This window comes from Pseudomonas monteilii (genome assembly GCA_001534745.1).
Classification (GTDB): Bacteria; Pseudomonadota; Gammaproteobacteria; order Pseudomonadales; family Pseudomonadaceae; genus Aquipseudomonas; species Aquipseudomonas alabamensis.
Genome location: CP013997.1, coordinates 2,599,318 through 2,622,227 on the forward strand (window position 1 = coordinate 2,599,318; position 22,910 = coordinate 2,622,227).

The 22,910-nt window shown below is 64.5% G+C and carries 19 protein-coding genes and 1 pseudogene; 13 read left to right on the plus strand and 7 right to left on the minus strand.

The genetic code is table 11. From position 1 onward, the window contains the following. Positions 1-21: 21 nt before the first annotated feature. The 4 genes and pseudogenes from APT63_11115 to APT63_11130 form a co-directional block, all read right to left on the minus strand. Positions 22-396: a camphor resistance protein CrcB gene (locus tag APT63_11115; protein AMA46133.1), complete on the minus strand. Its 375-nt coding sequence runs from the start codon at positions 394-396 to the stop codon at positions 22-24. Beyond that, the gene (locus APT63_11120; protein ID AMA46134.1) at positions 393-1,718 is read right to left on the minus strand and encodes a recombination factor protein RarA; all 1,326 of its coding nucleotides are present in this window, start codon (positions 1,716-1,718) and stop codon (positions 393-395) included. The genes APT63_11115 and APT63_11120 overlap by 4 nt, the downstream gene beginning before the upstream one ends. Positions 1,719-1,735: 17 nt before the next feature. Beyond that, on the minus strand, positions 1,736-2,359 hold the full coding sequence (locus tag APT63_11125; protein ID AMA46135.1) for an outer membrane lipoprotein carrier protein LolA: 624 nt from the start codon (positions 2,357-2,359) through the stop codon (positions 1,736-1,738). A gap of 62 nt (positions 2,360-2,421) precedes the next feature. Continuing rightward, positions 2,422-4,916 (minus strand): annotated as a pseudogene (locus tag APT63_11130) (cell division protein FtsK). A gap of 387 nt (positions 4,917-5,303) precedes the next feature. Here APT63_11130 and APT63_11135 point away from each other — a divergent pair. From APT63_11135 to APT63_11145, 3 genes are all read left to right on the plus strand, one after another. Continuing rightward, the gene (locus tag APT63_11135; GenBank protein ID AMA46136.1) at positions 5,304-5,984 is read left to right on the plus strand and encodes a leucyl/phenylalanyl-tRNA--protein transferase; all 681 of its coding nucleotides are present in this window, start codon (positions 5,304-5,306) and stop codon (positions 5,982-5,984) included. Positions 5,985-6,038: 54 nt separating this feature from the next. Next, positions 6,039-6,746 carry an arginyl-tRNA-protein transferase gene (locus APT63_11140; GenBank protein AMA46137.1) on the plus strand — a complete coding sequence of 236 codons (708 nt, stop codon included), beginning with the start codon at positions 6,039-6,041 and terminating at the stop codon, positions 6,744-6,746. Positions 6,747-6,849: 103 nt separating this feature from the next. After that, positions 6,850-7,068, plus strand: coding sequence for a translation initiation factor IF-1 (locus APT63_11145; GenBank protein AMA46138.1), 219 nt, complete (start codon positions 6,850-6,852; stop codon positions 7,066-7,068). A gap of 152 nt (positions 7,069-7,220) precedes the next feature. Here APT63_11145 and clpA read toward each other — a convergent pair whose 3' ends face one another. Next, positions 7,221-9,491: an ATP-dependent Clp protease ATP-binding subunit ClpA gene (gene clpA / locus APT63_11150; protein ID AMA46139.1), complete on the minus strand. Its 2,271-nt coding sequence runs from the start codon at positions 9,489-9,491 to the stop codon at positions 7,221-7,223. 30 nt (positions 9,492-9,521) lie between these two features. Continuing rightward, positions 9,522-9,884 carry an ATP-dependent Clp protease adaptor ClpS gene (locus APT63_11155; protein ID AMA46140.1) on the minus strand — a complete coding sequence of 121 codons (363 nt, stop codon included), beginning with the start codon at positions 9,882-9,884 and terminating at the stop codon, positions 9,522-9,524. Between the two features lie 230 nt (positions 9,885-10,114). On the opposite strand from APT63_11155, the gene APT63_11160 reads away from it, so the two are divergent. From APT63_11160 to APT63_11205, 10 genes are all read left to right on the plus strand, one after another. Beyond that, positions 10,115-10,372 (plus strand): cold-shock protein, encoded by a 258-nt coding sequence (locus APT63_11160; GenBank protein AMA46141.1) that lies wholly within the window; start codon positions 10,115-10,117, stop codon positions 10,370-10,372. A 381-nt stretch (positions 10,373-10,753) separates the two neighbouring features. Then, the gene (locus tag APT63_11165; protein ID AMA46142.1) at positions 10,754-12,979 is read left to right on the plus strand and encodes an isocitrate dehydrogenase; all 2,226 of its coding nucleotides are present in this window, start codon (positions 10,754-10,756) and stop codon (positions 12,977-12,979) included. A gap of 178 nt (positions 12,980-13,157) precedes the next feature. Then, complete coding sequence (locus APT63_11170; GenBank protein ID AMA46143.1) at positions 13,158-13,598, plus strand: NUDIX hydrolase; 441 nt, start codon at positions 13,158-13,160, stop codon at positions 13,596-13,598. Between the two features lie 56 nt (positions 13,599-13,654). Beyond that, positions 13,655-14,779, plus strand: a complete 1,125-nt coding sequence (gene mnmA, locus APT63_11175; GenBank protein ID AMA46144.1) for a tRNA 2-thiouridine(34) synthase MnmA — start codon at positions 13,655-13,657, stop codon at positions 14,777-14,779. After that, positions 14,776-15,396 carry a DNA repair protein gene (locus APT63_11180; GenBank protein ID AMA46145.1) on the plus strand — a complete coding sequence of 207 codons (621 nt, stop codon included), beginning with the start codon at positions 14,776-14,778 and terminating at the stop codon, positions 15,394-15,396. Before mnmA ends, APT63_11180 begins: the two co-directional genes overlap by 4 nt. A gap of 201 nt (positions 15,397-15,597) precedes the next feature. Beyond that, complete coding sequence (locus APT63_11185; GenBank protein AMA46146.1) at positions 15,598-16,968, plus strand: adenylosuccinate lyase; 1,371 nt, start codon at positions 15,598-15,600, stop codon at positions 16,966-16,968. Positions 16,969-17,049: 81 nt separating this feature from the next. Continuing rightward, positions 17,050-18,216 (plus strand): cupin, encoded by a 1,167-nt coding sequence (locus APT63_11190; protein AMA46147.1) that lies wholly within the window; start codon positions 17,050-17,052, stop codon positions 18,214-18,216. Then, entirely contained in the window at positions 18,209-18,631 is a 423-nt protein-coding gene (locus APT63_11195; protein AMA46148.1) for a GNAT family acetyltransferase, read from the plus strand. The genes APT63_11190 and APT63_11195 overlap by 8 nt, the downstream gene beginning before the upstream one ends. 405 nt (positions 18,632-19,036) lie before the next feature. Beyond that, entirely contained in the window at positions 19,037-21,025 is a 1,989-nt protein-coding gene (locus APT63_11200) for a DNA topoisomerase III (GenBank protein AMA46149.1), read from the plus strand. 303 nt (positions 21,026-21,328) lie between these two features. After that, a complete protein-coding gene (locus APT63_11205) occupies positions 21,329-22,108 on the plus strand; it encodes a hypothetical protein (protein ID AMA46150.1) in 780 nt (259 codons plus the stop codon). Here APT63_11205 and APT63_11210 read toward each other — a convergent pair. Then, the gene (locus tag APT63_11210) at positions 22,076-22,906 is read right to left on the minus strand and encodes an NADH pyrophosphatase (GenBank protein AMA46151.1); all 831 of its coding nucleotides are present in this window, start codon (positions 22,904-22,906) and stop codon (positions 22,076-22,078) included. The genes APT63_11205 and APT63_11210 overlap by 33 nt on opposite strands. Positions 22,907-22,910 lie beyond the last annotated feature (4 nt).

A 22,910-nucleotide genomic window follows, 5' to 3' on the forward strand; every position in this document is an offset into this window, starting at 1 on the left:
CTCGTTATAGGTGTGTGTTGTTCAGATTCGGGTCAGGGACAGGCCCGCCCAGGTGGCGAGCAGCCCGCCAAGGACGCTGGCCGCAGCATACCCGAAGGCCAGGGGCGCCTGCCCGTTTTCGAGCAGGCGGATGGTGTCCAGGGAAAACGACGAAAAGGTGGTCAGGCCGCCGACGAAGCCCACCAGCAGGCCGACGCGCACTTCGGCGGGCACGCTGGGTCGGGTCAGAAACAGGCCATAGAGTACGCCGATGATCAGGCAGCCGATGAGGTTCACGGCCAAGGTGGCCAGGTAGTAATGCCGGGGGTGATGGGCGGTGACCCAATTTCCCGTGGCGAAGCGCAGCAAGGTGCCGACGATGCCGGCCAGGCTCACCGAGGCGATCATGCCGATCATGCAGGCCTCCGGCGCACGGGACTGTGCCGATCGAGCTCGGCCAGGTGACGCAGCTTCTCGCCGATCTTCAGCTCGAGGCCCCGCGGCACGGGTTGATAGTAGGCACGTGGCTCGAGCGCATCGGGGAAATAGTCTTCACCCGCGGCGTAGCCTTCCGGCTCGTCGTGGGCGTAGCGGTAGTCGTCGCCGTAGCCCAGCTGCTTCATCAGCTTGGTCGGCGCATTGCGCAGGTGCAGCGGCACGTCCAGCGAGCCATGCTCGGCCGCCTCGCGCATGGCGCGCTTGAAGCCCATGTACACGGCGTTGCTCTTCGGCGCGCAGGCCAGGTAGGTGATGGCCTGGGCCACCGCCAGTTCGCCCTCGGGACTGCCCAGGCGCTCCTGCACGTCCCAGGCGGCCAGGCACAGGTTCAGCGCACGCGGGTCGGCGTTGCCGATGTCCTCGCTGGCCATGCGTACCACGCGCCGGGCGATATACAGAGGGTCGCAACCGCCATCGAGCATGCGGGCATACCAGTACAGCGCCGCATCCGGGTTGGAGCCGCGCACCGACTTGTGCAGCGCGGAAATCTGGTCGTAGAAGGCCTCGCCACCCTTGTCGAAGCGCCGGCGGCTGTCACCCAGCAGGCTCTGCAACAGCTCGACGCCGATGTCGCCGCCATCCTCGGCCAGGTCCGAAGCGTTTTCGAGGAAGTTCAGCATGCGCCGACCGTCGCCATCGGCTGCGGCCACCAGCATCTTGAAGGCGTCGTCGCCGACCGTCAGGCGACGACTGCCCAGGCCACGTTCCTCGCTGAGGGCACGGTCGACCAGCTTGCGCAGGGCCGCCTCGTCCAGGCTCTTGAGCACATACACCCGCGCCCGCGAGAGCAGCGCATTGTTGAGCTCGAAGGAAGGGTTTTCGGTGGTCGCGCCGATGAACAGCAGAGTGCCGTCTTCCACATAGGGCAGGAAGGCGTCTTGCTGCGACTTGTTGAAGCGGTGCACCTCATCGACGAACAGGATGGTGCGCCGCCCGTACTGGCCTGCCTGCTGCCGCGCGACCTCCACCGCCTGACGGATTTCCTTGACGCCCGCCAGCACCGCCGAGACCGTTTCGAAATGCGCGTCGCAGAACTGCGCCAGCAGCCGCGCCAGAGTGGTCTTGCCGACCCCGGGCGGGCCCCAGAAGATCATCGAATGCAGGGCGCCCTGCTCCAGCGCTTCGCGCAGGGGCTTGCCACGCGCCAGCAGGTGCTCCTGGCCGACGTACTCGTCCAGGTTGGAAGGCCGCAGACGTGCGGCCAAAGGCTGGGCGACGGGTTCGCTTCGAAACAGGTCCATACGGGTGACGAACGCCTCTATTCCTGGATCACGTCAGCGCCAGCCGGGATCTTGAACTGGAACGTGTTCGGCGCGACCGGCTGGTTGGCCTTCACCCCGTTGAACAGGATGTTGGTGCGCTGGCCGACGCTGTCGATCAACTGCATGTCGTTGATCAGGCCACGCCGGAACGACACGCGCAGCGAATCGAACAAGGTGTCCTTGGTCTTGGGCGTCAGGGTGAAGTCCATGACCTCGCCCTGCTCCTTGGACACGATGTCGAAGCTCTGGTTGATCTTCGAGACGTCGCCCGACAGCAGCAGCGCTGGGGTCTGGCTCAGGCGCACGTCAAGCTTCTTGACCGTAGCCTGCTCGAGGTCCGGGTCCCAGAGGGTGACTTTCTGGCCGTCGGACACCACCACCTGCTCCTGCGGTGCGTCGGTGTGCCAGTAGAACAGGCCAGGGCGCTTGACGGCCATCTGCCCGGTGGTTTCCTGCAGGCTGGTGCCGCTGGCATCCAGGGTCAGCTGCGAGAAGCGCGCCTCGAGGGTCTGGGACTTCTCCAGCAGCTGGGTCAGCCGCGCCACGTCTTTGTCATCGGCATGGGCCGGCAGGGTCGCCAGGGCCAGGGCAGAAACCAACAGCATGCGAATTGCGCGCATGGGAATCCTCATCGAACGGTGGGTGAGCCGGTCGGCCAAGGGGCAGACCGGCGAAGTGTTCATCACTCGCGTGGGCCGCCGGGGGCGATCACTTCCCGCGAGCCGTTGCTGTTCATCGGCGTGACCACGCCGGCCATTTCCATCGACTCGATCATCCGCGCCGCGCGGTTGTAGCCGATCTTGAGCTTGCGCTGGACGGCGGAGATCGACGCACGCCGGCTTTCGAGCACAAACTGCACGGCTTCATCGTACAGGGCATCGGCCTCCGGGTCTTCCCCGTCGCCACCGCCCGAGCCGCCGTCGAAGCCGCTGCCGGCCTCTTCCACGCCATTGAGGATGTCGTCGTTGTAGTCCGGGGCGCCGCGCAGCTTCCAGGCCTCGACGACCCGGTGCACTTCATCGTCGGACACGAAGGCACCATGGACACGGATCGGCAGGCTGGTGCCAGGCGGCATGTAGAGCATGTCACCGTGACCGAGCAGCTGTTCGGCGCCGCCCTGGTCGATGATGGTCCGCGAGTCGATCTTGCTCGACACCTGGAACGCCATGCGCGTCGGGATGTTGGCCTTGATCAGGCCGGTGATGACGTCCACCGACGGCCGCTGGGTGGCCAGGATCAGGTGGATACCGGCCGCACGGGCCTTCTGTGCGATTCGTGCGATCAGCTCTTCGACCTTCTTGCCGACGATCATCATCATGTCGGCGAATTCGTCGACCACCACCACGATGGTCGGCAAGGTCTTCAGCACCGGCGGTTCGTCGTCCATGCTTTCGCGGCGGAACAACGGGTCGGCGATGGTCTCGCCCGCCGCCTCGGCATCCTTGACCTTGCGGTTGAAGCCCGCCAGGTTGCGCACGCCCATGGCCGCCATCAACTTGTAGCGGCGCTCCATCTCGGCCACGCTCCAGCGCAGCGCGTTGGCGGCGTCCTTCATGTCGGTGACCACCGGGCAGAGCAGGTGAGGAATGCCTTCGTAGATCGACAGTTCGAGCATCTTCGGGTCGATCATGATCAGCCGCGCGTCTTCAGGGCTGGACTTGAACAGGATCGACAGGATCATCGCGTTGACCCCGACCGACTTACCGGAACCGGTGGTACCGGCGACCAGCAGGTGCGGCATCTTGGCAAGGTCGGTGATGACCGGCTTGCCGCCGATGTCGTGACCCAGCGCCAAGGTGACCGGCGAGGTGGCGTCCTCGTAAGGCGCCGAGGACAGCACCTCGGAGAAGCGCACCATCTGGCGGTTTTCGTTGGGGATCTCGATACCGACCGTGGTCTTGCCGGGAATGACCTCGACCACGCGCACGCTGGTCACGGCCAGCGAGCGCGCCAGGTCCTTGGCCAGGTTGGAGATGCGGCTGACCTTGACCCCGGCGGCCGGCTGGATCTCGTAGCGGGTGATCACCGGGCCGGGGTGGATCGAGTCCACCGTCACTTCGACGCCGAACTCCTTGAGCTTGATTTCCAGCAACTGGCCGACACCGGCCAGCGACTCGGGGGAATATTCGATCTTCTTTTCTTCGGCAGGGTCGAGGATCGAGATCGGTGGCAAGGTGCCTTCGATGGCGCTGTCGACAAAAGTCTGCACAGGCTTGGGCTTGGGCGCGGCACGTGCGGGTTCCACAGCCCGGGGCGGGGTCGGCGTCGGCATGATCACGGGGGCGGCCAAGGCCGTGGCCGGCACGTCACGAGGGGCCTGCACAGGCGCGGACACGGGTGGCTGGGCCGCCACGGGGTCGCGCTCGATGACCCGCTCGCGGGCTTGGGCTGTTCGCGCTTGTCGGCCACGCTGGGCGCAGTCGGTGCAGGGCTGGCCGGTGCAGCACTGGGGGCGACAGGCCTGGCTGCGGCCGGCGTCGAAGCGGCTGGCTTGACGACGGGCGTGCTGCGCAGCACCGGCTCGTCGACCTCACGCAGCTGGGCCACTAGGCGCTTGCGTTCGTTGCGCGCCTCCCACCAGCGACTGGCCGCACCGCGCACCAGCTCGAACACATCGAGGGTGAGCTTGCCGGTCAGGTCCATCACCTTGAACCAGGACAGGTCGGTGAAGACCGTCAATCCGAACAGGAACAGGGCAATGAAGGCCAGCGTACTGCCCTGTACGTTGAGCGCGCTGCGCGCCAGCTCGCCCAGGCCCTCACCCAGGGCGCCGCCTGCGGAAAACGGCAGGCTGGCGGGCGGGTGGAAATGGATGTGTGCCAGGGCGGCGCCGGAAAGCACCAGAAACACCAGGCCGATCAGTCGCCAGGAGAACAGCCAGCCGCTCCACTGCCAGGGCTGGTGCCGCTCACGGAAGATCTGCCAGGTCTTGATGCCCAGCAGCAGCGGGAAGATATAGGCGAAATAGCCCAACACCATGAACAGCACATCGGCGCAATAGGCGCCCGCACGACCTGCGGCGTTCTGCACCTGGTCGACGTTGCTGGTGTGGGTGAAGCCTGGGTCGGCGGTGTCGTAGGTCAACAGCGCCATCCACAGGTATAGGCACAGCGCGCCGACGGCGATCAGCGCACCCTCCTTGAGTCGGTAATGCAACTGTTGCCGCCACAGGGGCACCGGCAAGGGAGTCGGAGATGCGGTGGATTTCTTCAAAACGCGTTTATTCCTGCGCATGGTGCGCGTCCAAGAGTGATCGACCCACGTGAACAGTCTGTGAATCACTGCCTTCAACAGTGCCGTCTGCCCGTCGCCGTGGCGGCAGGGCCTGAAACAGGGCTGGGTCCTGCACCCGTAATTTGAGCATGCATTTTGTTCTGTGACAAAGGCTTATGCTGTGTTTTTGCACAGGTGTGACAGCAAGGCGCCGTATTAGTTGCCGCCTCGCCCTCGCCACCGGGCGCGCTGCCCGGGCCACTGCCTGACGGCTCGCCGATGCCCCGCGTTGACCTGTCGCCACCGGGCCGCCATGCTGGCCCTCCCCTCCCCTGCCGGCACAGAATGCCCATGCTGACTTGGCTGAACCGTGATTCGCTGACCTTCCCGCCCCTGAATACCGCCCTGCAGGAACCCAACGGCCTGCTGGCAGCCGGCGGCGATCTGCGCCCCGAGCGCCTGATCCAGGCTTACCGCCATGGGTGCTTTCCCTGGTACCAGGACGGCCAACCGATCCTCTGGTGGTCGCCGGACCCGCGCACCGTGCTGTTTCCTGACGAACTCCATGTCTCGCGCTCGCTGGCCAAGCTGATGCGCCAGCAGCGCTATCAGGTGAGCTTCGATCAGGACTTCCCGGCCGTGGTCGCAGCTTGCGCCGCGCCGCGGACCTACGCCGAGGGAACCTGGATCACCGAGACCATGCAGGCTGCCTACTGCGAGCTGCACCGACGAGGCATCGCCCACTCGGTCGAAGTGCGTGAGAACGGCGTGCTGGTCGGCGGGCTCTACGGGCTGGCCATCGGCCAATTGTTTTTCGGCGAGTCCATGTTCAGCCGGGCGGACAATGCCTCCAAGGTCGGCTTCGTGACCCTGGTCAAGCGCCTCGAACAGGCAGGTTTCGCGCTGATCGACTGCCAGATGCCTACCAATCACCTGCACAGCCTCGGCGCGCGGGCGATTTCGCGCGCTGCGTTCGCCGAAGCCCTGGCGCGCCACCTGGACACGCCCCCGGCCCTGGACTGGCTCAGCTAGGCGCGCCGGCCTGGCTGGCTTACACTTAGGGCAACGTTTCGCAAGGGGTTACCCATGACAGAGTTGGCACGTCTTAAGTTCTTCGCCACTCAGCCCCATGACTGCAGCTACCTGCCGGAGCAACAGGCGACCACCCTGTTTCTCGATCCCAGCCAGCCGATGGACGTGCACGTTTACGCCGACCTGTCGGAAATGGGGTTTCGTCGCAGTGGCGATCATCTGTACCGTCCGCATTGCCAACAGTGCAGCGCGTGCGTGCCTGCGCGTATTCCAGCGGCACGCTTCACTCCCAATCGCCAGCAGCGGCGCATCCTCAAGCGCAATGCAGAACTGGACGTCACTGCCGCACGGCCGGCGTTCACCGAAGAGTATTTCGACCTGTACCGCCGCTACATCGAGCAGCGCCACGCCGACGGCGACATGTACCCGCCGAGTCGCGAGCAGTTCTCGACGTTCCTGGTGCGTGACCTGCCCTTCTGCTGGTTCTACGAGTTCCGCCTGGAGGGCCGGCTGCTGGCGATCGCGGTGTGCGACCTGCTGCCTAACGGTCTGTCTGCGGTCTACACCTTCTACGAGCCCGAGGAAGAACGACGCAGCCTGGGCCGCTATGCCATCCTGTGGCAGATCGGCGAAACGCTGCGCCGCAATCTGGACGCGGTGTACCTGGGCTACTGGATCAAGAATTGCCAGAAGATGAGCTACAAGACCCAGTATCGCCCCATCGAACTGCTGATCAACCAGCGCTGGGTCAGCGTCAACTGAAACCATTGGCTTGAGAAGCGATTTTCGGGCATAATCCACGCCACTTTTTTGCCTGATGCAGGGTTGTATCGGGCGATCTTTGGATTATCGAGGACTCAACTGCATGTCGAAAGAAGACAGCTTCGAAATGGAAGGTACTGTCGTCGACACCCTGCCCAACACCATGTTCCGCGTGGAGTTGGAAAACGGGCACGTCGTAACCGCGCACATCTCCGGAAAGATGCGCAAGAACTACATCCGAATCCTGACCGGTGACAAGGTCCGCGTCGAGCTGACGCCCTACGACCTGAGCAAGGGCCGCATCACCTACCGCGCCCGCTGATCGCTCTATCTGCGTCAACGAAAAAGCCCGGCCTTGGCGCCGGGCTTTTTTTGGTTTGGGCTACAAGCACAAGCTACAAGCTGATTGGAGCGCGGTTTTGACACCTGTCTACATCAGCTTGCAGCTAGAAGCTTCTTGCCACCCTCAGCCTGTCAGGCCACCTCCGCCGTGGTCTCGAAGTCGAAGACCAGCTCGCCGTCGCGCAAGTCGACGTGGACGATGCCGCCGTGCTCGGCCAGCTCGCCGAACAGGATTTCTTCGGCCAATGGCCGCTTGATCCTGTCCTGGATGAGCCGCGCCATGGGACGCGCGCCCATCTGCACGTCGTAGCCGCTGGCTGCGAGCCAGCCACGCGCGGCGTCGCTGACTTCCAGCTGCACATGCTTGTCTTCCAGCTGCGCCTGAAGTTCGATGAGGAACTTGTCGACGATGCTCTTGATCGTCTCGTGACTCAGGCGGCCGAACTGGATGATGGTGTCCAGACGGTTACGGAACTCCGGCGTGAAGCTCTTGCGGATGACTTCCATGGCATCGGAGGCATGGTCCTGCTGCGTGAAGCCGATCGAAGCCCTGGACGCGGTTTCTGCACCGGCGTTGGTGGTCATGATCAGGATCACGTTGCGGAAGTCCGCCTTGCGCCCGTTGTTGTCGGTCAGGGTGCCGTGGTCCATCACCTGCAGCAGCAGGTTGAAGACTTCCGGATGCGCCTTCTCGATCTCATCGAGCAGCAGCACGCAATGAGGTTGCTTGGTGATCGCCTCGGTCAACAGACCGCCCTGGTCGAAGCCGACATAGCCGGGCGGTGCACCGATCAGCCGGGACACGGTATGACGCTCCATGTACTCGGACATGTCGAAGCGCACCAGCTCCACGCCCAGCGCCTTGGACAGCTGACGGGCAGCCTCGGTCTTGCCGACGCCGGTAGGACCGGCGAACAGGAACGAACCCACCGGCTTGTCCGGTGCCTTGAGCCCGGCACGTGACAGCTTGATGGCGGTCGCCAGCGAATCGATGGCTGCGTCCTGGCCGAAGACCGTGAGCTTGAGATCGCGCTCCAGGTTGCGCAGCAACTCCTTGTCGGAACTGCTGACGTGTTTCGGCGGAATACGCGCGATCTTGGCCACGATGTCCTCGACCTGCTGCACGTCGATACGCTTGAGACGATTGGCCGGTGGCTGCAGGCGCTGATAGGCGCCCGCTTCATCGATCACGTCGATGGCCTTGTCGGGCATGTGCCGATCATTGATGTAACGGGCAGCCAGTTCGGCAGCAGCGCGCAGGGCCTCGTCGCTGTACTCGATGTCATGGTGCGATTCGAACCGCCCTTTCAGGCCCCGCAGGATGCCGATGGTGTCTTCGACCGAAGGCTCTGAGACGTCCACCTTCTGGAAGCGTCGAGCCAGCGCCCGGTCCTTCTCGAAGATGCCACGGAATTCCTGGAAGGTCGTCGAGCCGATGCAACGGATCTCGCCGGACGACAGCAGCGGCTTGAGCAGGTTGGAGGCGTCCATGACGCCACCGGACGCAGCCCCGGCACCGATGATGGTGTGGATCTCGTCGATGAACAGGATCGCGTGCGGCCGTTTGCGCAGCTCGCCCAGCAGCGCCTTGAAGCGCTTCTCGAAATCGCCGCGGTACTTGGTGCCGGCCAGCAGCGCGCCCAGGTCCAGCGAATAGACCACACTTTGCGCCAGCAGGTCGGGCACCTGACCGTCGACGATGCGCTTGGCCAGGCCTTCGGCGATGGCCGTCTTGCCGACGCCGGCCTCGCCCACCAGCAGCGGGTTGTTCTTGCGGCGACGCGCCAGGATCTGCGCCACGCGCTCGACTTCCTGCTCGCGGCCGACCAGCGGATCGATACGCCCTTGGCGTGCCTGATCGTTCAGGTTGCTGGCGTAGGCGTCGAGCGGATTGCTCGAAGACGACGATTCACCGCCCTCTTCGTCCTGCATGTCCTGCTCACCCTCGGTGCTGGGCCCATGACCCGGCACCTTGGAGATGCCGTGGGCGATGTAGTTGACCACGTCGATGCGCGCCACGCTCTGCTGCTTGAGCAGGAACACAGCCTGGCTTTCCTGCTCGCTGAAGATCGCGACCAGCACGTTGGCGCCGGTGACTTCGCGCTTGCCCGAGCTTTGCACATGGAAGACGGCACGCTGCAGGACCCGCTGGAAGCCCAGGGTCGGCTGGGTTTCGCGGTCCTCGTCGTGTACCGGGATCAGAGGCGTGGTGGAGTCGATGAACTCTTGCAGGTCGTGCTTGAGCTTGTCGAGATTGGCGCCACAGGCCCGCAGAACGGTCGCGGCGGCTTCGTTGTCCAGAAGCGCCAGCAGCAGGTGCTCGACGGTCATGAACTCATGACGCTTCGAGCGGGCCTCCTTGAAGGCCAGATTGAGGGTGACTTCGAGTTCGCGGTTTAACATGGCTTCACCTCATACCCAAGTGGTCGGCGTTTAACCGTCCTTCTCGATTTCACAGAGTAGCGGATGCTGGCTTTCTCTCGCGTATTGATTGACCTGCGTCGCCTTGGTTTCAGCGATGTCGCGGGTGAACAATCCGCAGACTGCACGTCCTTCAGTATGGACGGTCAGCATGATCTTGGTCGCCAGCTCGCGGTTCAGATTGAAGAACGTTTCGAGCACCTCGACGACGAAATCCATCGGTGTGTAGTCATCATTGAACAGTACCACCTTGTACATGGGTGGCGCCTGCAGGGCCGGCTTGGCTTCCTGGGTTGCCAGACCGGCGCCATCGTCGTCGTCCGACTGCTGGCGATCCTGATTGAATGTTAGTCGAATCTGGCTGATTGCATGCATGGAAAGAATTTCATCACATCGACAGGTTAAGGTAGTGGGTCGTGTCGCGCAGGCCTGCGACGCTGCAGCCGCCACGTGACCTTGACTATCGGCGAATCGGTGTTACAACCAATATAGAGCCCACCGTGGTCAATAAAGATCCGCGCAGTCAACCCGATTTTTTTGCAGGTTCGTATGCGGATGGTGTCGATGATACTCCAGTGATGGAGCCTTTGCAGAGGGACATGAGGATGACAAGCGGTAAAGTCAAGTGGTTCAACAATGCTAAGGGCTATGGGTTCGTGCACAAGGACGGCTCGACCGAAGACCTGTTCGTGCACTATTCAGCGATCAAGGCGGATGGCTACAAGACGTTGAAAGCCGGTCAACGGGTCGTGTTCGATATAGTCCAGGGCCCCAAGGGCCTGCATGCGATCAACATCACGCCTGCGCCAGTCAGCGTCGAAAACGTTTCGCCAGAGGTCATGGAACCGGCCTACACACGCTAACGCCCCACCGCTCCTTGGCCACCGATCGTTTCCCTGAACGATCGGTACGCCTACCCCTCCCCTGTTTTTCCCTACATCTTTGGTCGTATAAACGAACCGATATCATTCCCGCCTTGCCGATTCCGATGCCGTGTTTGTTATACTCCGGCCCTGACCGTAGGGTCACCGGGCGAACCCATGGAAAGACACGGCTCGCCCACCGGCCTTGACGGCCAACCTGCCTGATGTGCATGGCACGCCAGGCCCATGACGCTCGACTGATGCATCCACCATCACCGCTTCGCTGCCGCTCGAGCCGTCCATGCCCAGGCCTGGACGCAGCGCCTACACAGCGCCTCTCGAGACCGGGCACGCTCGGCAAAACAGAGAGTTAACCCGCCTATGCCCTCCCGTTCCAAGATCATCTACACCTTCACCGACGAAGCCCCTGCCCTCGCCACCTATTCACTGCTGCCTGTCATCGAAGCGTTCACCGCGTCGGCCGACATCGCCGTCGAAACGCGCGACATCTCGCTGGCCGGCCGTATCCTGGCCGCCTTCCCCGAGCAGCTTGGCGCCGAGAAGCAGGTAGGCGATCACCTGGCGGAACTGGGCCAACTGGCGACCACCCCTGAAGCGAACATCATCAAGCTGCCCAACATCAGCGCCTCGGTACCGCAGCTCAAGGCCGCGATCAAGGAGCTGCAGGCCCAGGGCTATGCCGTTCCCGACTACGCCGACGAGCCCGCCACGGACGCCGAGAAAGAGTCCCGCGCCCGCTACGACCGCATCAAGGGCAGCGCCGTCAACCCCGTGCTGCGCGAAGGCAACTCGGACCGTCGCGCCCCGTTGTCGGTGAAGAACTACGCGCGCAAGCACCCGCACAAGATGGGCGCCTGGAGCGCCGAGTCGCGCTCGCACGTCGCGCACATGGAAAGCGGTGACTTCTATGGCAGCGAGAAAGCCGCGCTGATCGACGCTGATGGCAGCCTGCGCATCGAACTGGTGGGCAAGGACGGCAACAGCACCGTGCTGAAAGAAAAGACCGCCGTCAATGCCGGTGAAGTGGTCGACTGCGCCGTCATGAGCCGCAAGGCGCTCAAGGCCTTCATCGCCCAGCAGATCGAAGACGCCAAGGCGTCCGGCGTGCTGTTCTCGGTGCACCTGAAAGCCACCATGATGAAAGTCTCCGACCCGATCATGTTCGGCATCATCGTCGAAGCCTTCTATGGCGACGTGCTCAACCGTCACGCCGACGCCCTGGCCAAGGCTGGCTTCAACGCCAACAACGGCATCGGCGACCTGTACGCGCGCCTCAAGGACCTGCCAGCCGACCTGCAGACCGCCATCGAAGGCGAGATCCAGGCCCTGTACGCCGAGCGTCCGGCGCTGGCCATGGTCAATTCCGACAAGGGCATCACCAACCTGCACGTACCGAGCGACGTCATCGTCGACGCGTCGATGCCGGCCATGATCCGCGACTCGGGCAAGATGTGGAACGCCGCTGGCGAGCTGCAAGATGCCAAGGCGATCATCCCGGACCGTTGCTACGCCGGCATCTACCAGGCCGTGATCGAAGACTGCAAGGCAAACGGCGCCTTCGACCCGACCACCATGGGCAGCGTGCCGAACGTGGGCCTGATGGCGCAGAAAGCCGAAGAGTACGGCTCCCACGACAAGACCTTCCAGATCAAGGCCGACGGCGTGGTCCGCGTGTCGGACAGCCAGGGCAAGGTGCTGATGGAGCAGGCCGTCGAGGCCGGTGACATCTTCCGCATGTGCCAGACCAAGGACGCGCCGATCCAAGACTGGGTCAAGCTGGCCGTCAACCGCGCACGCTTGAGCAACACCCCGGCCGTGTTCTGGCTGGACCCGGCCCGCGCCCACGACGCCGTGATGATCGAAAAGGTCCAGACTTACCTCAAGGACCACGACACCAACGGCCTGGACATCCGCGTCATGGCGCCGGTCGATGCGATCAAGTTCTCCCTGGACCGCATCCGCAAGGGCGAGGACACCATCTCGGTGACCGGCAACGTGCTGCGCGACTACCTGACCGACCTGTTCCCGATCATGGAACTGGGCACCAGCGCCAAGATGCTGTCGATCGTCCCGCTGATGAACGGTGGCGGCCTGTTCGAAACCGGCGCTGGCGGTTCGGCCCCCAAGCACGTGCAACAGCTGGTGGAAGAGAACTTCCTGCGCTGGGATTCGCTGGGCGAGTTCCTGGCCCTGGCCGCCTCGCTGGAGCACCTGGGCGAAGTCTACGACAACCCTAAAGCCAAGGTGCTGGCAGCCACGCTGGACAAGGCCACTGGCCAGTTCCTCGACACCAACAAGTCGCCAGCGCGCAAGGTCGGCGGCATCGACAACCGCGGCAGCCACTTCTACCTGACCCTGTACTGGGCCCAGGCACTGGCCGCGCAAAGCGATGACACCGAACTGCAAGCGCGCTTCGCCCCGCTGGCCAAGACCCTGACCGAGAACGAAGCGACCATCGTCGCCGAGCTCAACGCCGTCCAGGGCAAGCCGGCCGACATCGGTGGCTACTACGCACCGAATCCAGAGCTGACGGCCAAGGTGATGCGTCCTAGCGCCACCTTCAACAGCGCCCTCGCGGCCCTGTAAGCCACCTGGCGACCTGCAAGAACCCCGGCCACGCACCGGGGTTCTTGCTTTTTAGGCGGCAAGCGGCAAGCCAGAGCGGCAGCGCCGCCTCGACATCCTGTCGACACCTGACTCACCGCACCACCGTCCGCTTGTAGCTTCCAGCTAATAGCTCCCCCACCCCCCTCAAGGAGCCCCCATGTCCTGGCATCCCCATATCACCGTCGCCACGGTCATCGAAGATCAGGGCCGATTCCTGATGGTCGAGGAATTCAAGGCCGGCAAACACGTGTTCAACCAGCCCGCCGGTCACCTGGAGCCGAACGAGACGCTGTGCCAGGCGGCGCTGCGCGAGACGTTCGAGGAAACGGCCTGGGAGGTCGAGCTGACCGGCGTGGTCGGCATCTACCTCTACACCGCGCCCAGCAATGGCGTGACCTACCAGCGCATCTGCTTCGCCGCGCGGGCGCTGCGTCATCATCCCCAGCAGGCATTGGACACCGATATCGTGCGGGCGGTATGGCTGAGCCGGGAAGCGCTGCTGGCCGAGCCGGATCGCTGGCGCAGCGAACTGGTGCCGCGCTGCATCGACGACTACCTGGCCGGCCCACTGCACAGCCTTGCACTGCTGCGCGACTGACGTGCGTGAAGCGGCCTGCTAGAATCGGCGTTTTTCCCAGATACACACCGGTAGCCATGACCAGCCCAGCACTCAAAGACCCCGCCCAGACCCGTGTCATCGTCGGCATGTCCGGCGGCGTGGACTCTTCCGTCTCCGCCCTGCTTCTGATCGAGCAGGGCTACCAGGTGGAAGGCCTGTTCATGAAGAACTGGGAAGAAGACGATGGAACCGACTACTGCACCGCCCGCGAAGACCTGGCCGATGCCCAGGCCGTGTGCGATCGCATCGGCATCACGCTGCACACCGCCAATTTCGCCGCCGAATACTGGGACAACGTGTTCGAGCACTTCCTCGAGGAATACAAGGCCGGCCGTACGCCCAATCCCGACATCCTCTGCAACCGCGAGATCAAGTTCAAGGCGTTCCTGGACTATGCCCTGTCGCTGGGCGCCGACCTGATCGCTACCGGCCACTACGTGCGCCGACGCGATACCGACACCGAAACGCAGCTGCTCAAGGGACTGGACCCGAACAAGGACCAGAGCTACTTCCTGCATGCCGTGGGCGGCAAGGAGATCGCGCGAACGCTGTTCCCAGTCGGCGAACTGGAAAAGCCACAGGTGCGCGCCATCGCCGAACGGCATGGCCTGGCCACGGCCAAGAAGAAGGACTCGACCGGCATCTGCTTCATCGGCGAGCGTCGCTTCAGCGACTTCCTCAAGCAGTACCTGCCGGCCCAGCCGGGCGCTATCGAGACCACCGATGGCGAGGTCATCGGCCGTCACCATGGCCTGATGTACCACACCATCGGTCAGCGCCAGGGGTTGGGCATCGGCGGCATGAAGGATGCCGGTGACGAACCCTGGTACGTGCTCGAGAAGGACCTGGTCCGCAACGTGCTGGTGGTCGGCCAGGGCAACGATCACCCCTGGCTGTTCGCCCGCGCGCTGCTGGCCTCGGAGATCTTCTGGGTCAACCCGGTCGACTTGTCCACGCCACGCCGCCTCACGGCCAAGGTCCGTTACCGTCAAGGCGACCAGGGCTGCGTGCTGGAGCGCACCGAAAACGGCTACCGCGCCGTGTTCGATGAGGCCCAGCGTGCCGTCACCCCCGGGCAGTCGGTGGTGTTCTACGACGGCGAGATCTGCCTGGGCGGCGGCGTGATCGAGACGGCAGAGCCGTGGAGCCCGCGCGCATGAACACGACCCAGGAGCAATTGGTCGCACTGGGCGCCGTGTTCCAGGCAGCCGTGCTGGTCGACCGCATCGCACGCACCGGCCAGGCCGGCGAGGCCGAGCTGGGCTGCATGCTCGGCAGCCTGCTGGTGCGTGACCCGGACACCACCTTGCAGGTGTTCGGCGGCAGCGATCTCCACCTGCGTGACGGGTACCGCGCGCTGGTCGGCGCCCTCGAGCGCGACCCCAGCAGCCTGCAGCGCGAGCCCCTGCGCTACGCGTTGTCCATGCTCGGCCTGGAGCGCCATCTGGGCAAGCGTGACGACCTGCTGGGCACCATCGGCCAACGGCTGCCGCAGATTCAGTCGCAGGCCGATCATTTCGGCCTGGTCCATGACAATGTGATCGCCTCGTGCGGCGCGTTGTACCAGGACACCCTGAGCACGCTGCGCCAGCGCATCCAGGTGCATGGCGATACGCGCTTCCTGCAACAGGCCAGCAACGCCTCGAAGATCCGCGCCATCCTGTTGGCGGGCATCCGTGCGGCCCGCTTGTGGCGTCAGTTGGGCGGACACCGGTGGCAATTGCTCTTCCGTCGTCGCAAACTGCTGAACGACCTGTACGACCTGATGAGAACCTGACGCCGCCCTTGCCCCAGTCCGTGGCTGCTGATCAGAACGGCGCAGCCGCGTCTCGACGGACGGCAGAATGCCGGGCAACCGGGACGGCACTTGCCGCCAGGCCTGCTGTCCGAGACCGATGGTGTGCAGTGCGCGACGCAAGGTCGCGCTTTTCATGTATGATATGCGCCCTCCAAAAGCCTGACTGTCCGAGAACACGCCATGCAGCTTTCCTCGCTCACCGCGGTTTCCCCCGTAGACGGCCGCTACGCCGGCAAAACCCAGGCCTTGCGCCCGATCTTCAGTGAATACGGCCTGATCCGTTTCCGGGCCCTGGTCGAAGTCCGCTGGCTGCAGCGCCTGGCAGCCCACCCGCAGATCGAGGAAGTGCCGGCCTTCTCCGAGCAGGCCAACGCCCTGCTCGACCGCCTGGCCACCGATTTCCAGCTCGAGCATGCCGAGCGTGTGAAGGAGATCGAACGCACCACCAACCACGACGTCAAGGCCATCGAGTACCTGCTCAAGGAGCAGGCGGCGCAATTGCCGGAGCTGGACAAGGTCAGCGAGTTCATCCACTTCGCCTGCACCAGCGAAGACATCAACAACCTCTCCCACGCGCTGATGCTGCGCGCCGGCCGTGACGACGTGCTGCTGCCGCTGATGCGTCAGATCGCCGATGCCATCCGGGCCCTGGCCCACCTGCACGCCGACGTGCCGATGCTGTCGCGCACCCATGGTCAGCCGGCCTCGCCGACGACCCTGGGCAAGGAACTGGCCAACGTGGTGTACCGCCTGGAGCGTCAGATCGCCCAGGTCGCAGCCGTGCCGCTGCTGGGCAAGATCAACGGCGCCGTGGGCAACTACAACGCGCACCTGTCGGCCTATTCGCAGGTCGACTGGGAAGCCAATGCCCGCGCCTTCATCGAAGACGAGCTGGGCCTGGTGTTCAACCCCTACACCACCCAGATCGAGCCGCACGACTACATCGCCGAGCTGTTCGATGCCATCGCGCGCTTCAACACCATCCTCATCGACTTCGACCGTGACGTCTGGGGCTACATTTCGCTGGGCTACTTCAAGCAGAAGACCGTCGCTGGCGAAATCGGCTCCTCGACCATGCCGCACAAAGTCAACCCGATCGACTTCGAGAACTCCGAAGGCAACCTGGGCATCGCCAACGCGCTGTTCCAGCACCTGGCGAGCAAGCTGCCGATCTCGCGCTGGCAGCGTGACCTGACCGACTCCACCGTGCTGCGCAACCTGGGCGTGGGCTTCGCGCACAGCGTGATCGCCTACGAGGCCAGCCTCAAGGGCATCGGCAAGCTGGAAATCAACACCCAACGCATCGCCGCCGACCTCGACGCCTGCTGGGAAGTGCTCGCCGAGCCGATCCAGACGGTGATGCGCCGCTTCAACATCGAGAACCCCTACGAGAAGCTCAAGGAGCTGACCCGTGGCAAGGGCATCACCCCAGAGGCGCTGCTGACCTTCATCGATGGTCTGGACATGCCGGCCGACGCCAAGGCCGAGCTGAAAGCGCTGACCCCTGCGCGCTACATCGGCAACGCCGCCGAGCAGGCCAAACGCATCTGACCGACGCCCTGCGTGCGACGCCCGGCCTGGCCGGGCGTTTTTATTCGTGACCCAAAACCCAGTTTTATCAATAGGTTGAACATGAATCCTGATACCCCACTTCAGCTGCTGGGCGGCCTGACGGCACGCGAGTTCCTGCGCGACTACTGGCAGAAGAAGCCTTTGCTGGTGCGCAAGGCCTTCACCGACTTCGAAAGCCCGATCGATGCCGACGAACTGGCCGGCCTGGCGCTGGAAGAAGAAGTCGAATCGCGCCTGGTGCAGGAACAGGGCGAACGCCCCTGGGAGCTGCGCCGTGGCCCGTTCACCGAGGAGACGTTCGCCGAGCTGCCCGCACGTGACTGGACGCTGCTGGTCCAGGCCGTCGATCAGTTCGTCCCGGAAGTGGCCGAGCTGCTGGAGCATTTCCGTTTCCTGCCCAGCTGGCGCATCGACGATGTGATGATCAGCTTCGCCGCCCCCGGTGGCAGCGTCGGCCCGCACTTCGACAACTACGATGTGTTCCTGCTGCAAGGCATGGGCAAGCGCAACTGGAAGGTCGGCCAGGTGTGCGACAGCGACAGCCCGCTGATCCCCCATGCCGACCTGCGCATCCTCGCCGACTTCGAGCAGAGCGATGAATGGACGCTGGAACCTGGCGACATGCTGTACCTGCCGCCTCGCCTGGCCCATTACGGCGTCGCCGAAGACGACTGCCTGACCTACTCGGTCGGCTTCCGTGCACCGAGCGCAGCCGAAGTGCTGACCCACTTCACCGACTTCCTCAGCCAGTTCCTGCCGGACGAGGAGCGTTACAGCGACGCCGATGCCGAGCCGGCCAATGATCCACACCAGATCCAGCGCGATTCGCTCGACCGCCTCAAGGCCTTGCTCAGCGAGCACATGGGCGACGAGCGCCTGCTGCTGACCTGGTTCGGCCAGTTCATGACCGAGCCACGCTACCCGGAACTGGTGAGCGGGGAAGAACTGACCGAAGAAGACCTGGTCGACAGCCTCGAGCAAGGCGCCATCCTGATTCGCAACCCGAGCGCGCGGATGGCCTGGTCGGAAGTCGACGACGACCTGCTGCTGTTCGCCAGCGGCCAGAGCCGCCTGCTGCCAGGGCACTTGCGTGAACTGCTGAAGCTGGTCTGCGCCGCCGACGCCCTGCACATCGAGAACCTGGCACCGTGGCTGGAAGACGAAGACGGCCTGACCCTGGTCTGCCAGCTGGTCAAACAGGGCAGCCTGGGCTTCGCCGATGAATAAGGTTCGCGTGCGCCTGGCCGACTGGCACAAGGACAATGCGGCGATCCGGTGCATCCGCGAAGCCGTGTTCGTGGCCGAGCAGCACGTGCCGCCCGAGCTGGAATGGGATGCCGAGGATGCCACGGCGCTGCACTTCCTGGCGCTCGAAGGAGATTACCCGGTCGGCACCGCGCGCCTGCTGCGCGACGGCACCATCGGCCGGGTCTCGGTGCTCAAGGACTGGCGCGGCCTGAAGGTGGGCCACCTGCTGCTCGAAGCAGTGATCCAGGAAGCCGAGCAGCAAGGCCTGACGCAGCAGACGCTCAGCGCCCAGGTGCACGCGACGGCGTTCTACGAGCAGTTCGGGTTTCGGGTAGTGAGCGAAGAATTCCTCGAGGCAGGGATTCCGCACGTGGACATGGTGCGCGAAGCCTGATTTGACTGGCCTGCGAGACGGTGGCGAGGCTGCTACCGTCATCGCGGGCAAGCCCGCTCCCACTCAGACCTCTGCAGCCGTCGGTCTAGGCATTACTGCGCAAGCAGCCTGTGGGAGCGGGCTTGCCCGCGATGCAGACGGCGCCTGACAGGGCCCTATCGCTGGCAAGCCAGCTCCCACACAGATCGCTATAGCCTGGCGGTCTAGGCATGGCTGCGCAAGCAGCTTGTGGGAGCGGGCTTGCCCGCGATGACCTGCAGCGCCCTTCGGGCAATCACCCTGAGAATCTCGTGCAGCTGCCACTCCCCTGTACTCACCTGTACATCCGTACAGATAACGCTTGCCTCCCGCCTTGATTTTCCCCATCCTGACAGGCCTCGACCCTTCACGAAGCGTTTGCGCCCCATGCGCCTGTTCCTCTGCGAAAAACCCTCCCAGGCCAAGGACATCGCCAGCGTCCTCGGTGCCCGTCGACGTGGTGACGGCTGCTGGCAAGGCCCTGACGTCTGCGTCACCTGGTGCATCGGCCACCTGCTGGAGACTGCCCCACCGGACAGTTACGACGAGCGCTACAAGCGCTGGGTGCTGAGCGACCTGCCGATCATCCCGCCGGCCTGGAAGATGCTGGTCAAGCCCAAGACCGCAAGCCAGTTCAAGGTGGTCAAACGCCTGCTCGGCGAAGCCCGTGAGCTGGTGATCGCCACCGACGCCGACCGCGAAGGTGAAATGATCGCCCGCGAACTGGTGGAGCACTGCCGCTACCGTGGGCCGATCCAGCGGCTGTGGCTGTCGGCATTGGACGAAGCGTCGATCCGCAAGGCACTCGGGCAACTGCGGCCAGGGCAGGAAACCTTCACGCTCTACCACTCGGCCCTGGGGCGTTCGCGTGCCGACTGGTTGATCGGCATGAACATGAGCCGTCTGTTCACGCTGCTCGGGCGTCAATCCGGCTACCAGGGCGTGCTGCCCGTCGGCCGCGTGCAAACGCCCACCTTGCGCCTGATCGTGGACCGTGATCACAGCATCGAGGCCTTTGTCCCCATGCCTTACTGGGCCATCGAGGCGCAGCTGGACCACGCCGGCACCTCGTTCACCGCCCACTGGCGCGTGCCTGAAGACCAGAGCGACGACCAGGGACGCTGCCTGAAGCGCGAGGTCGCCGAGCAGGCGGCCCAGGCAATGCGTGCCGCCGGGACAGCGACGGTGCTCGAGGTGACCACCGAGCGCGTGCGCGAGGCCGCACCCCTGCCGTTCGACCTGGGCACCTTGCAGGAGGTGTGCTCGAAGAAACTCGGCCTGGGCGCACAGGAAACGTTGGACATCGCCCAGTCGTTGTACGAGACGCACAAGCTGATCACCTACCCGCGTAGTGACTGCGGCTACCTGCCACTGAGCCAACATGGGGAAGCGGCTGGCATCCTGTCGGCCCTGCAGCGTGCCGACGCGCGTCTGGCCTCTCTGCAGCCTTACCTGCAGCCGCAACGTCGCTCGCGTGCCTGGAACGATGCCAAGGTCACCGCGCACCATGGCATCATCCCGACGGCCGCCGCCAGCGATCCGGAGCGCCTGCCTCGCACGGCCAAGGCGGTGTACACGCTGATCCGGGCGCGCTATCTGGCGCAATTCCTGCCTCATCACGAGTACGATCGCACCCAGGCCGAGTTCGACAGTGCCGGCCATGCCTTGCGCGCGGTGGGCAAGCAGATCGTCGAACCGGGTTGGCGCCGTGCCCTGCCTGAGGCGCTGACGCCTGCCAAGGGCCGTGAAGCCCCACCCGCCCAAGTGTTGCCCAGCTTGAGCCAGGGCCTGGCCTGCCGAATCCTGGAGGTACTGCTCAAGGACCTGTGGACACAGCCGCCCAAGCCCTTCACCGAGGGCGACCTGATCAAGGCCATGAAGAACGTGGCCAAGTGGGTCGAAGACCCGCGGCTCAAGCAGAAGCTCAAGGAGACCACCGGTATCGGCACCGAGGCGACCCGCGCCAACATCATCCAGGGACTGCTCGACCGGGGCTACCTGGTCAAGAACGGCAAGGCGCTGGTCGCTACGCCGGCTGCCCGCAGCCTGATCGCTGCCGTGCCCAAGGCCATCGCCGACCCGGGGACGACGGCCATCTGGGAGCAGGCGCTGGACATGGTGCAAAGCGGCGAGATGACCCTGGACGAGTTCGTCACACGGCAGTCGGCCTGGGTCGGCAAGCTGGTGGAACGCTGCGCAGGGATGCGCCTGACCATCACCGGGCCGGCTGCGCCGGCGGGTCGAGCAGGCACGCCCTGGAAGAAGAAGCGTAAAGCCAGTGCGCCCCGCTCGGGCGAAGGGACCAAAGCCAAGAACACCCCTGGCAAGGCGGCATCGGGTGCACCCCGGCAGCGGCGAGCACGCAAGGCTGATTGACGGCCTGCTTTTGGCTGCCCTGTTTTCACACAGCCCCACAAGGGGCTGAACCCGGAGGCTGGACAGGTAGGCGTAACGAAGCTGACAGGTCCGTCCGTTGCTGGTTACCATGGGACGGTTGAAGGGCAACACGTGCAACAGGCAACGGCGAGCGAGAAACAAACGTCCGTGGGCCTGGCGCGTCCGTCAACACAGCAGACCAAGAACAGGGATGCGCGATCGACAGGGGCGTCGGCTTGGCAGCGATGAACCCATCTCGCTGCAGAACCTGACCTCCCCCACCCTTCAAGCGCGCCTTGCCCCATGCCTTTCGAACTCACCGTTGAACCTCTCACCCTGCTGATCCTCATCGGCGTCGCCTTTCTCGCCGGTTTCATCGATGCCATCGCCGGCGGCGGCGGGCTGCTGACCGTGCCCGCGCTGCTGACCGCAGGCATGCCACCCCATCTGGTGCTGGGCACCAACAAGCTCAGCTCCACCTTCGGCTCGGCCACCGCCACCCTCACCTACTACCGGCGCAAGCTGTTCCACCCGGCGCAGTGGCGATGGGCGATCGGTGGCACCCTGGTCGGCGCGCTGCTGGGCGCCATCGTCGCCCACTACCTGCCTGCCGAGTGGCTGAACAAGATGCTGCCGGTCATGGTCTTCGCCTGTGGCCTGTACCTGCTGTTCGGCGGCACACCCAAAGCCCCCGCCGACGCTGAGGCGCCCATCCGCAAGACCTGGCAAGTGCCCCAGGGCCTGTCGCTGGGCTTCTACGATGGTGTTGCCGGCCCCGGTACGGGCGCCTTTTGGACGGTGAGCACCCTGCTGCTCTACCCGGTCGATCTGGTACGTGCCAGCGGCGTGGCGCGCAGCATGAACTTCGTCAGCAATGCGGCGGCGTTGTCGGTCTTCGTCTTTTCCGGTCAGGTCGACTGGATCGTCGGTCTGGCCATGGGTCTGTCGGTGATGGGCGGTGCGTTCTTCGGTGCCCGCACGGCGATCAGCGGCGGCAGCAAGTTCATCCGTCCGGTATTCATCACCGTGGTACTGGCGTTGACCGTGCGCCTAGCCTGGCAGCACTGGTTCGGGCAGGCCTAGGCGCTGCGCGACGTACAGATCGATCAGGTGACGCGCGATCGAGCGTGTGGCCGGCAGCGGCGGCAGGTCGTGGATGTCGAACCAACGGGCATCCTCGATCTCTTCCGGCTGCATGACGATCTCGCCACTGGCGTACTCGGCATGGAAGCCCAGCATCATGGAGTGCGGGAACGGCCAGCACTGGCTGCCGACATAACGAAGATTGCGCACCTCCACCGCCACTTCCTCGCGTACCTCGCGCACCAGACAGTCTTCGGCCGACTCACCCGGCTCGGCGAAACCGGCCAAGGTGCTGTAGACCCCGGTCACGAAGCGCGGCGAGCGGGCCAGCAACACCTCGTCGCCCCGGGTCACCAGCACGATCATGCTGGGTGAAATCCGTGGATAACTGCGCAGCTCGCAGGCCGCGCAGAACATCGCCCGCTCCCAGCGCACCTGGGTGGTCGGCTGGCCGCAACTGCCGCAAAAACGGTGCTCGCGCGCCCAGGTGCCGATTTGCGCGGCATAGCCCAACACCTGGTAGAGGGTGTAGTCGCCCTCCAGCATGAACGCGCGCAGCCCCTGCCACTGGTGATCGGGTACCTGGGCGGTCCGGCGTAGTTCGAGCAGGAACAGCGGCTGTCCATCGAGATGCCCGATGCCGTGTTCGCCAAGGACGTCCAGCCCCTGGCACTTGAGCCAGCCCCGATCGAACACCGGGCCTGCCTCGCCGATCAGAAAGCCCTCCGGCCCACGGGCGACGGCCAACCCGCCGGGCGTGTCCGGATCCAGTACCGCAGTGCTCCAACGTGACGACATGCAA